The 11,689-nt window shown below is 62.8% G+C and carries 9 protein-coding genes; 7 read left to right on the forward strand and 2 right to left on the reverse strand.

From position 1 onward, the window contains the following. From KBC96_11340 to KBC96_11365, 6 genes are all read left to right on the forward strand, one after another. Complete coding sequence (locus KBC96_11340) at nucleotides 1–471, forward strand: GNAT family N-acetyltransferase (protein ID MBP6964989.1); 471 nt, start codon at nucleotides 1–3, stop codon at nucleotides 469–471. 38 nt (nucleotides 472–509) lie between these two features. Further along, the gene (locus tag KBC96_11345; protein MBP6964990.1) at nucleotides 510–2,912 is read left to right on the forward strand and encodes a hypothetical protein; all 2,403 of its coding nucleotides are present in this window, start codon (nucleotides 510–512) and stop codon (nucleotides 2,910–2,912) included. Nucleotides 2,913–3,034: 122 nt separating this feature from the next. Continuing rightward, the gene (locus tag KBC96_11350) at nucleotides 3,035–4,543 is read left to right on the forward strand and encodes an AAA family ATPase (protein MBP6964991.1); all 1,509 of its coding nucleotides are present in this window, start codon (nucleotides 3,035–3,037) and stop codon (nucleotides 4,541–4,543) included. Nucleotides 4,544–4,545: 2 nt separating this feature from the next. Further along, on the forward strand, nucleotides 4,546–5,433 hold the full coding sequence (locus tag KBC96_11355) for a Gfo/Idh/MocA family oxidoreductase (GenBank protein MBP6964992.1): 888 nt from the start codon (nucleotides 4,546–4,548) through the stop codon (nucleotides 5,431–5,433). 32 nt (nucleotides 5,434–5,465) lie between these two features. Next, entirely contained in the window at nucleotides 5,466–7,151 is a 1,686-nt protein-coding gene (locus KBC96_11360; GenBank protein MBP6964993.1) for a hypothetical protein, read from the forward strand. Between the two features lie 174 nt (nucleotides 7,152–7,325). Continuing rightward, a complete protein-coding gene (locus tag KBC96_11365) occupies nucleotides 7,326–8,156 on the forward strand; it encodes a Cfr10I/Bse634I family restriction endonuclease (GenBank protein ID MBP6964994.1) in 831 nt (276 codons plus the stop codon). On the opposite strand, the gene KBC96_11370 is transcribed toward KBC96_11365, so the two are convergent. Together KBC96_11370 and vsr are read right to left on the reverse strand one after the other, a co-directional pair. Next, nucleotides 8,137–9,408 carry a DNA cytosine methyltransferase gene (locus KBC96_11370; protein ID MBP6964995.1) on the reverse strand — a complete coding sequence of 424 codons (1,272 nt, stop codon included), beginning with the start codon at nucleotides 9,406–9,408 and terminating at the stop codon, nucleotides 8,137–8,139. The genes KBC96_11365 and KBC96_11370 overlap by 20 nt on opposite strands. Nucleotides 9,409–9,411: 3 nt before the next feature. Beyond that, complete coding sequence (gene vsr / locus KBC96_11375) at nucleotides 9,412–9,819, reverse strand: DNA mismatch endonuclease Vsr (protein ID MBP6964996.1); 408 nt, start codon at nucleotides 9,817–9,819, stop codon at nucleotides 9,412–9,414. Between the two features lie 525 nt (nucleotides 9,820–10,344). Between vsr and KBC96_11380 the strand changes: the two genes are divergently transcribed. Beyond that, nucleotides 10,345–11,007, forward strand: coding sequence for a hypothetical protein (locus KBC96_11380; GenBank protein MBP6964997.1), 663 nt, complete (start codon nucleotides 10,345–10,347; stop codon nucleotides 11,005–11,007). Nucleotides 11,008–11,689: the final 682 nt, after the last annotated feature.

Consider the following 11,689-nt stretch of genomic DNA (forward strand, 5'->3'; position numbering starts at 1 on the left):
ATGATGACGATACGCCCGGCGGTCACGGACGATGCGGAGTCGCTGCGCGCGATATTCGCTTCCTCGATTCAGGAGCTGTCAAAGGATCACTACGACTCTGTTCAGATCGAGTCGTGGTCGGAAGGGTTCTCCGTCGAGCAGGTGCGCGACATGATCGGCCGGGGCAGTACCTACGTAGCCGAATCGGAAGGACAGGCGATCGGCTTCGTTGAGATCAACCTTGTCGATCGTGAGGTCTCGATGGTGTATGTTTCACCTGAGTACGCCCGTCGGGGCGTCGCGAAGTCGCTGATGCGGCACGCGGAAGCGGCCGCGAGGGACGCGGGTATCGCTGAGGTCCATCTCCGCAGTTCCCTGAATGCAGTACCTTTCTACGAGCGGATGGGCTATCGCGTCGTCAGGACAGGTATACACTGCGACGCGCACGGCGTCACGTTCGAGTGTACGATGATGGAGAGGGTGCTGGAGTGACGTCCGTCATCCGGCGCCGCTCTTCCTGGAGGCGTCCTGTGAACTGGTCGTGCATGCCGCTCGTGCTCCTTCTGGTCGTTCTAATCGTTACGGCTGGGTCTTCCGAGACGCTGTTCCGCCTGCCCGATGCGTCGCCGACCGCGGACCTCTCCCGACTACCGGTATTCGTTACCTCTGATCCCTCCTTGGACAGCTTCGCTAACGAGTGGTTCATGCGTCACCTGAGCGTTGACAGAGAGCGCGCCCTGCACGACTACGGTCGAGGAGTCGTCCTGGGCGCGACGGACCATCTTTGGTGCGTGGAGTGGGATGCTTGGTACCTCCCGTGGATCGACCGCGGCGCGATGGGTATGGATCGGCAGGGCGGTAGCGACGTTGACTGGCAGTACTACTACCTGCTTCGCGTGCCGATTAACAAATACGGCCAGGTGTGGGGCGCTATCTTCAGTCCGGAACCGAAGGATCGCCTCGGCCACTGGAAGCCTCTCCTCGGATGGCCGTGGCCGAAGTACAACCGCGATACTTCCTCGCCGCTCCCTCACGGCTGGGAGTTCAACGATCCTAGCGACGGTGAACGCGGAAAGTGGAAGGCCTGGGATATCGATCTCTCGCCGGGATACGTGGATCACAGCCTCGAGGGAAGGATCGTTGGCCCGCGCCCGGAGCTTGTTTCGCCGGATTTCGACGCGGATGTCTACCAGGTCCCGATCATAGAGCTCGATATCGAGTATAAGGGACTCGAGGGCCGTGAACCGGGTGATCTGATCGGTGGCCTCAGGATCTACTGGAAGACGAGCGACTCGCCGTTCTTCAGTGAAGATAAGTCGATATCTGCCGATTTCGCGGACCTCCCGCCTGGGCAGTTCCCTGGCGAATACGCCTCCTTCCACACTGACTCGTCGGTGCGATTGCCACTCTACTTCTTGATGTGCCAGCACCCGAAGTGGGGAAGGGAGGGAAGGCGCATCACCAAACTGAAGATCGTGCCGGCTGGCGACGGCGCGGAGGACGTAGTCGTCTCGCTGAACTATGTGCGCGCGAGCTACGATGTGCGCCTGTACACAACGAATGGCATCCTGATCAACAGCGCGTTTCGGTACTACATGTGGTCGGGGGACGACGACTTCCTTCGCGAGATCATGCCTCGTCTTCGCAAGGCGATGATCTACATGAACGATCATCTCGGGGGACGGAAGTACGGCCTCATTCACAGCGGATGGATGGTGGGCAAGGAAGGTCTCGGTGGTGAGGTCGGCAGGAGTATGTACGGCAGTTATTGGGATCTCCTTCCCGCAGGCGTGTTCGATATCGAGAGCAGCGTCCATTACTACTCCGCGCTCCGCTCCATGGCGGAGCTTGAGCGCGTCGTGAAGGCGAAGGGCTGGCATGTGTCCAAGGTCGAGGTGCTGGGTCCGGACGATCAAACGAGGCTGTCCTATGCCGACGATGCCCGTTCTCTGGACAGTCTCGCTGACCGCGTGAGGAAGCGGATCGAGGACGTCTTCTGGGTCCCGGAGACCGGTCGGTTCTGCAAGGCGGTGGACGTGAATGGCAAGAAGCACGACTACGGATTCCTGCACTTCAACCTCTGGGCACTGGCGCACGGGGTCGGCACGAAGGACCAGCGTTCCTCCATCCTCTCATGGCTCGATGGGAGCAGAATTATCGAAGGGGACACGTCTGTCGGTGCGGACATCTATCGCTGGCGGTTCGGCCCGCACATCACCACGAAGAGGAACAATGAATGGTACTACTGGGCATGGCTCGAGGACGGAAAGGGCGACCCGCCGGACCTCAAATGGATGCGCGAGTGGGGCAACCAGGTGCAGGACGGAGGCACTGTCCCATTCACCTCCTTCTACGATTTGCTGCTCCGCACGAGCACAGGCAAACTGTCGGATGTGGATGCCGCCTACGACCGTGTGAAGGAGATAGAGGCGTGGTATGCGGACGTCAAGTCGGCGGCCGGCGAAGGTAGGGACTACTACCGGCGGTACTACGACGGTCATCCCGAGCGAGGGCGCCTTCAGAGTCCGATGCCGGGCGGTCTCGGGCTTGATCGGGAGTTCCTCTCTGACGGCAGTCTCGCCACCGCGTTCCTGCCGTTCGCGTTCCTCGGTCTGAGCGCAGACAAGGACGGCATCTTATCGATCGTGCCATCTGTGCCGAGTCGGCTGGATAAGATCGTCGTCAGGAACGTCTTCTACCGGCGCAACCACCTAGATATCGAAGCCGGCAGGGGCTATGTATCACTCGACGGCAGCCGGATTCCGAACCCCGGTGGACTGAGGCTGAGCGTCACGTTCCGCGGCGTTTCCGGCCGCTTCGAGGTTCTCCTCGACGGGAAGTCGTTCCGCGGATGGAAGCGGGACGGCGAGGGGAACATTACCGTCTCGACTTCCCTGAAGCCGTGTCGGATCGAGATCAGGCACAGGAAGTAGCCTGACCGGCTGCTCAAGCGCGTTGCTATGCGCGTGTTCTCCGGGGTATAATGCCTCCGATGCTCATCATCCACCCCACCCGGAGGTGATCCGAACTGCACGGTAACGCGAAGCATGGAATCGTGAACGTTGAGATCGAGAACCTGATCCGCGCGCGATACCCCATCATCTACGTAGTCTCCTGGGAGGAGAAACGCGTGGAAGATGCGCTTAGGGAGATCGCGGCGAACAGGGGGAAGCGCCTCTACTCGTGGAGCGTCACCCAGGGGATGAGCACGGGGCGCAACGTTCGGGACGATTCGACGCGCGACGCGGTCGCCGCGCTCGATTTCGTCCAGGAGTCGCGCGAGCAGGCGGTCTTCCTTCTGAAGGACTTCCACCCGTTCATCGAGGACCCGGCAGTGGTGCGCCGCCTTCGTGACATCGCGCAGTCACTGAAGGCGAGCGCGAAGTCGCTGGTCCTCGTCTCGCCGGTCCTCCGGCTCCCCGCCGAGCTGGAGAAGGACGTCACCGTCGTCGATTTCCCGCTCCCCGCGATGGACGACCTCGACCGCCTCCTGGAAGGGATCATACAGGGCGTCAAGGGGAACGCCGGGTTCGATCCCTCCCTCGCGCCCGTCGAGAGGGAGCAGGTGCTCCAGGCCGCCCGGGGACTGACCGCCAACGAGGCGGAGAACGTCTTCGCCAAGTCGCTCGTCGAGAAGGGGCGGTTCGACGTGGACGCCATCACGTCGGAGAAGGAGCAGATCATCCGCAAGTCGGGGATGCTCGAGTACTACCGCGCGTCCGAGGAGTTCGCCGACGTCGGCGGCATGGACCTGCTCAAGCGCTGGATGGAGACGCGGTCGCGGGCGTTCGGCGAGAAGGCGCGCGAGTTCGGCCTGCCCGAGCCGAAGGGGATTCTACTGCTCGGCGTTCAAGGCTGCGGGAAGTCGCTTTGCTGCAAGGCCGCCGCCTCCCTCTGGAAGCTGCCACTCCTCCGCCTGGACGTGGGGCGCATCTTCAGCGGTCTCGTCGGCTCTTCGGAGGAGAACATCCGCAAGGCGATCGTCGTGGCGGAGTCCGTGGCGCCGTGCCTCCTCTGGATAGACGAGCTGGAGAAGGGTTTCGCGGGCACGCAGAGTTCTCCTTTCAGCGACGCGGGCACTACTTCGAGGGTGTTCGCCTCTTTCGTGACATGGCTGCAGGAGAAGACGGCCCCGGTCTTCGTGGTGGCGACGGCGAACGACATCTCCCAGCTCCCGCCAGAACTGATGCGAAAAGGGCGCTTCGACGAGATCTTCTTCGTAGACCTTCCTTCGGAGGGGGAGCGCGCCGACATCTTCGCGATCCACCTGAGGAAGAGGGGGCGCGACCCAAGGGACTTCGACCTCGCCCTCCTCGCATCCCGCACGCCCGGGTTCAGCGGAGCGGAGATCGAGGCCGCCGTGGTGTCCGCCCTATACGACGCATTCGCCGAGGGGCGCGACTTGAGTACCGACGACATCGCCTGCGCCGCGTCCGTCTCCGTCCCGCTCTCCAGCACAATGAAGGAACAGATTGACGGCTTGCGAACGTGGGCCGCCCACCGCGCCCGCATGTCGAGCGCCGGCCCGACCGAACGAACCGCCAACAGCACATCGGAGGATTGACTATGCCCGAAGAGATCAGAGTAGCGCTCATAGGACTCGATACCAGCCACACGGTCGAGTTTGCCCGAAGGATGCAGGCCCCCGACTGCCCCGAGGACCAGAAGGTCGAGGGCATGGAGGCCGTCACCTGCCTCAGGTTCGAGACCCCCTTCCAGAACGCGGAGGGCCTCGACAAGCGGCAGGCCCAGCTGGAGGAGTGGGGCGTCAAAGTCACGACCGACTTCGACGAGGCCGTGGACGGATGCGATGCCGTCATGCTGGAGATCAACGACGCCTCTTACCACCTCGAGTACTTCCGCAGGGTCGCCGATCTCAAGCGCCCCGTTTTCGTGGACAAGCCGCTTGCGGACACCATCGAGAACGCAAGGGCGATCGTTCAGCTCGCCGAGGAGAAGGGCGTCCGGATGTTCTCCTCCTCTTCCCTGCGTTATGTGCCCCAGGTAGAGCAGGCGGCGAAGGAGGTCCCGGAGGCGATGTACGCTTCGATGTACGGGCCGGTCGGTGTCGCCCCCGCCGGAAGTTCCATAGTCTGGTACGGAGTCCACGCCTTCGAGATGCTCGAGCGCGTGATGGGAAGGGGCGCCCGCGCCGTCTTCGCGCGCAAGGACGAGGCGGGCGTCGTCGCCGTGGTGGACTACCCGGAGGCCCGCCGGGGGCTGGTGGAGCTCACTACGGGGGTCTACTCGTACGGCGGCCTGGTAAGGGACAAGAAACTGGTGAAGCCGTTCATCGTTGATTCGAAGAGGCTCTATTCAGACCAGCTCGAGCACATCGTGGAGTTCTTCCGGGGGGCCGAGCCGCCCTGTTCCACGGCCGATGCCCTCGAGGTGACCGCCATGCTCGACGCCGCCGAGAAGTCGTCCGTCTCCGGCAAGACCGTCACCCTGTAGACGCGGGCATCCCCCGCCAGGAGCCGCGCCCCATGAGCGACGCGCCGTCCGCAGTGCCGATCCTTCAGCGCCGGGTTCGGGGCCACCTGCCCGTATCCCGGTTTGCCGTCGCCGACAACGGGTCCGTGACGCTCGCCGTGCCGGACCCGGACCGCCCGCGCGCCTACGAGCTCGGCTCACTGTCTCTCGCGGGCGAGTGGCAGGCGGTCGGCGGCTTCTCCGTCGAGACCCCGGTCTGCTGGGACCTCTCCGAGGCGGCCGACGTGGTCCTCGCCGCCACCGACGACTGCCTGTACGCCTTCCGCGCGGGCCAAAAGTCGCGCCTCCTGGCGGACAGGCGCGACGTATTCCTCGGCGCGTCGCTCTCCGCCTCGGGCGCCGAGGCCGCGGTCGCCTCGACGGACATGCTCCAGTCGGCATACGCCCTCACCCTCGCCTTTACTGACGGATCGGTCGATTGGACGCTCGACATCGGCGGGGCGATCTCGCGCGTTCAGATCTCGCCGGACGGCTCCCTCCTCCTCTACGGCACCGAGCAGGGGATGGTAGCGCTCCACGCGGCCGACCGCCGGCTCGTCTGGCAGTTCGATTCGAGCGGGAAGGTGACCGCGCTCTCCCTTCCGGCGCAGGGACGATGCGCCCTGTTCGGCACGGAGTCCGGCCTGGCGGTGATGCTCGAGGACGGCGAGAAGCGGTGGAGCCTGATGGGGGCGGGCGAGGTCACCGCCCTGATCGCGTCGGCCGACGCCTCGAAGATCGCGGTTGCGCGGGACGACGGGGAAGGGGACTGGCCGGTCGAGTGCGTCTCGGATTCGGGCGAGGTCTTCCACTCGTTCCACGCCCCGGCGAGAGTCCTATCGGCGGCGTGGTCGCAGTCGGGCAAGTACCTCGCGGTCTCGTGCGCCGACGGCTCGCTCCTGGTGGTCGAGATGGACGCGTCGCTCGGCCGGGAGGCCGATCCCCGGCGGGCGCAGGAGCTTCTCTCATCGGTGCGCGGACTCATTGACGAGGGACGGCGCGAGGAGGCGTCGGCGGCCCTCGAGACGGTGCTCCGCCTCGATCCGTCGAACGCGGAGGCCGCCTCGATGCTGGCGGAGGCGGCGGCCGGCGTCGTCAGGGATTCGGTCCGCCTCGCGGATCAGGCGCTGGAGGAGGGCGACCTCCCCGGGGCGGTGCGCCTGCTCGACGAGGCATGGGGCAGGGCGCGCCTCGCGCCCGGGGCCGCGCCGGAGCTGATCGAGGCGCGGAAGCAGGCGTCCGCGCGGATGCTCGACCTCGTGCGCAACACGCTCCAGTCGGGCCTGCCGGAAGACGCGCTCGACGCGCTCGGCTCGCTCCTCGACCTCGACCCGTGCAACGCTGAGGCGCGCCGCCTGGTGGCTCAGGCGAAGGCCGACGCCTCCGAACGGCTGGCGCGCGCGGCGGAGGAGGCCTCGGCTTCCGGGGCGTGCGCGGAAGCGGCCCGCCTGTGGGAGCAGGCATGGGAGCGCCGCCCGTCCGATGAGGTCCGCGCGAAGCTCTCAGAGGCGCGGCGGGATGAGGCCCTCGCGCGGGGGATGGAGCTCTACGCGGAGAAGAGGTACGCGCAGGCCGTATTCCAGTTCCGTCGGGTATTGAGCCTCGACCCCTCCAACGCTGAGGCGCTCAAGCATCTGGAATACGCGCAGGACCTAGCCGGCGACGACTCCCTCCTCGACCGCTTCCGCCTGATCGAGTGACGTGGCCGATGTTATGTGCCGAGGCCATCCTAACGCAGTGGAGTTGTGTTACTCAACTGGTCCCAGGCGCGGTTAGAGGTTGGATATTTGGTGCAGTGTGTGGCCTTGAGATTCCCGATAGTAGCCGGTAGAATGAATATGTGTTAGCTTGGATGGTGACGAGGAGTTGAGCCGATGGCATGTGTTGCGATGAGAGATGGGAAGCCGAGGATTGACAAGCTGGGCACTTTCGTAGAGGTCTTTGCTGGGGGTCTGCCCGGAGATGACACAGAGATCGCGAACTGCATGCAGAGCTTGGACGACGCTGTCTTGAAGGAGAACAGTAGCGTTACACCACAGGCGCTCAGCAACGCGCACGGTGACTGGTACGAGTGGCTGCTTGCCGTGCGTGCTTGGAATATACACGTGACCGAAAAAACGTGCAAGGTGGCCCTTACGATGCCGAACATCAGTCAGTTCGACGTGGCGGCCCTCTACGTCAAAGATCTCAAGGAAATGGTCGTCCATCTGCGCGATGAAGTGAGGAATACATCGCAAGTAAGCCTTATAACGTCGAATCCGGACTTCGTCATACTCCGGCACGATAGCATCGAGAACTTAGAACTTCCCAGACCGATAGGAGCGATGAATCAAGATACCATTAGAAAACTGGATGGAGCCTATGCGTCCTTCGCAGGTAAGTGCGAGTTTGAGTCCATCGTAGGCTTCCTCGCTGCAAAGTATTCCTTCAGGCCCGATCGTCGTCTCCAGATTCCCCACGAAGGCAGCCTGATGAAGGCTTTGTATGTTCACTTGCAGACTAGGCTCTGGGTTACGAACCCTCCCGGCCTCACGTATTACGCGGTTGCGGCGGAGGTAGGGGATGCTGATCGTGAGGCACTCACTACGGTTGCGACACACTCCATCACCACCGTTCTGAGTCTGCCTCAGAAAGCCGTGGACGCGGTATTCGAAACGAAGAAACTGACAGACATCGACGAAACCTTCAAGCAGATTTTGGCCTAGTCAGTACCCAACGCGTCGCTAGGCCCAGTGCGCGGCCCAGCAGCGGGGGAACGGCGTTTCCTATTTGTCGCCCCGCACCTACGAGTGTCACCCTCTCACGACCATGGCAGACGAACTCCCACTCCGGAGGGAAGGATTGAAAGACAGCCATTTCATGGGTGCTAAGTCCTCGATCCTCCAACGGGTGAATGTACATTCCCTTCGCGGGGTTGTATGCCGCAGTGCGGATCGTGACAGCGGGTCGGTCAAGTCGCATTCGTCCGAATGTGTCGTGCCCCTGATGCTTGCCGGAACGCCAACACTCGGGACGCATATCGTGTGGCAGCACCTTGAAGTTCTCTCCGATTCCGATGCGTGTCATACGCTCCCTGACCGCTTCGGAAATGTTCATCAGACAATAGTCGCGCCGTGATCTGTCCCATTCTGAGGATTCACGGAGTGCATCACGAACAGTTACCCATGGTGTGAAGGGGCCGGGTTTACGACATCCGACCCTGGATGCAAAGACCGCATGTGCCCTTTCATCCGGAAAGTTGAGAGGATATGGGAATGCTGGCATCCGGTCTCCTCGATAGCCAAGGATGATGAAACGCCGCCGCTGTTGCGGCACGCCGTAGTCCGCCGCATTGACGGTCATTGATGACAAGCTGTACCCCAATGACTTGAGTTCGCCGGTCATCTTCCCCAGTATTCTCTGGTTCCTGCCGTGGCTGAATCCCTCTACGTTCTCGAATATCAGTGCCTTAGGCAGGCAGCCGGCCACAACGCGTAGAAAGTCGGCGTAAAGCGTACCGTTGACTGAATCCGCCTCGCCTTCTTTCTTCCCAATATTGCTGAATGGCTGGCACGGTGGACCGCCGACCACCAGTGCAGGTTCACCGATCTCGAGGCCACCAACTTCCAGTAGATGTTCTGGTGTTATTGCGCGGATGTCGCCTTTGACGGATTCACCGCAACCCGACGCCAGCGCCCAATGTGGTCGGTTGTGCGCAAGCGTGGCGCGACAGTCGGGATCAATCTCAACGCACGCAACCGTATCGAATCCGGCCATCTCCAGACCCAGGTCCAGGCCTCCGGCACCGGAGAACAAACTCAGCACCTTGTTTTGCGGGAAGGGGTCCGAGTCCTGGTTGCGTACGTCGACGTACCGAATGCCTGACTGATAGTCAAGATAGACTGATTCAGAGGCGCAATGGTCTGATTCCGGACAGGGAAGGGGCAGGGTTTCGAGGTCGGCTGTCGGACTAGTCATGTGCTACTCCCCCAGTTCAGCGGTCAATCGATCCATGAGTCGGTCCGGGTTACGTGTCTCGCATTCCCATATGACCACCACTCGCCATCCTAAGTGCGACAGGCGTTGAGTCGTCTGTCTGTCGCGGGCGACATTTCCGGAAAGCTTGTCAGTCCAGAACTGCCTGTTGGTTCGCGGGATCGTTCCCTTCTTGCAGTCGGCGTGTGAGTGCCAGAAACATCCGTGAACGAGCACGACGGTCCTATGTTTCGGCAGCACGATGTCAGGGCGCCCGGGGAGGTCGCGTCTGTGCAAGCGAAACCGAAAACCAAGGCGATGCAATAGCGCACGCACGACGATCTCGGGTTTCGTGTCGGCGTTCCTGACTCGGGCCATGATGCGGCTGCGCGTGATGGCGTCGAAAACATCCATGTCAAACGCCCCGTCGTAAGTCCGGCTGTCGGCAGTATGATGCAACAGAGTCGCGGCGCAAGGTCTGCTCGGCACCGGGTACGACCCCATCCGGTTCCAGTACGGTCATTATACAACCCGGACACGGTGCGATGCAAGAGGAATTGTCGTGTGATCGGGCGTTAGGTGACTAGCGAAGCGATGATCGCGAAAAACCTCCATCCTCGAAAAAACACCCCTAAAGATCAGGCGCTCGTCTGCCTAGAATAGAAGCGCAGCACGCTCCTTGACTTCCTGAGGCTCCAGGCGGACCCGAACAGGCCGCGCCCCAAAGCGAATGGGGACGTTTCCATAGCGAATGGGGACGTTTCTATACCGAATGGGGACGTTTCCATGGCGAATGGGGACGTTTCCATGGCGAATGGGGACGTTTCTATAGCGAACAGGGACGTTTCCATGCCGAATGGGGACGTTTCGATAGCGAATGGGGACGGGCTTCAGGAGGTCTGAACGGAGCGTGTTGACATCAATCGAAGGAGGGCTTGGATGCCCCGAAACTACTTTCCGAACAACGATCGTGAACTGATGGACTGGCTCGCGAACTTCGCGAGCGTCCTCGACGTCAACAAGGCCCAGGTGGGCCTGGTAGCGGATGACGTGACGCCTATCTCGGACGCGTCGGACGCGTTCGGCATCGCGTACCAGAGCTACCAACAGCAGGCGGGCCTCGCGTCGGCCGCGTCGGGCCTCAGGAATACAAAGCGCGCCGAGGCGATCGAGATCCTGCGGCCGCTCGTGCGCCGGGTCAACAACCACCCGGGGATGACCGACCAGCTTCGACGACTGCTCGGCCTTCGGACGCCGGACCTCGCGGAGGCGCCGGAGCCGATCACCGAGCTGTTGCCCATCCTGATGCTGGAGTCGTGGCCGGGGCAGGTTACGGTCCACTGGGGCCCGTACCCGGGGAACGAGCGCATCAATGGGAAGCCCTCGGGCGTGAAGGGGGCGAACATCTACCGCAAGAAGGCGGGAGAGACGGCCTTCCAGCTCGTGGGGTTCTCCGGTTCGTCGCCGTACATTGACTACATTGCGGGCGACGGGGCGGACTACACCTACGTGGCGCGCTACCGGGGGACCACGGAAGCCGACCTGAGCAAGCAGTCGGAGGCGAACACGGTGGCGGCGCGGGGCATGGACCTGGCGGCTTGAGCCGGGCGATTGCAGGCGCATGCGATGGAGGGCGCGGGCTGATGCATGGGCCGCGCCCTTCGTCGCGAGCGGGTGGGGGCGCGGGGCCTGACGGAGGGGGTCTCTCGTTACGGTTTCCTCGAAACCTACTCGAGACGTGACGGACGGGGCGAGCTGTTGGGGGAAGTGAATCTCTCGGAGGAGCCTCTGCCTGACTATCAGACTCCGACCGATCTCCTCGAGTAGCCGCTCCCGCGGCGTATCGAGAGGGTTACCCTTGGCCTGGGGGAGCGCGACCTGACGGAGGGGGTCTCTCGTTACGGTTTCCTCGAAACCTACTCGAGACGGGACGGACGGGGCGAGCTGTTGGGGCAAGTGAATCTCTCGGAGGAGCCTCTGCCTGACTATCAGACTCCGACGGATCTCCTCGAGTAGCCGCTCCCGCGGCGTATCGAGAGGGTTACCCTTGGCCTGGGGGAGCGCGCTCTGCTTGACAAAGCTCGGCCGTTCCTATACTATGAGCGGGTGAATTTGTACCCGGAGGGCGCAGTGAAGCTGTCAGTCATCACCGACGAGATATCCCAGGACTTCGAGCGCGCGCTGGACGTGATGCAGGAGTACCGCGTCCCCGGCGCGGAGCTGAGATGCCTGTGGGACGTGAACATCGCGGACATGGACGAGGACGGCATCGCCCGCGCGAAGA

The organism is Armatimonadota bacterium, from assembly GCA_017993055.1.
In the GTDB taxonomy this organism is placed as follows: Bacteria; Armatimonadota; UBA5829; order DTJY01; family DTJY01; genus JAGONM01.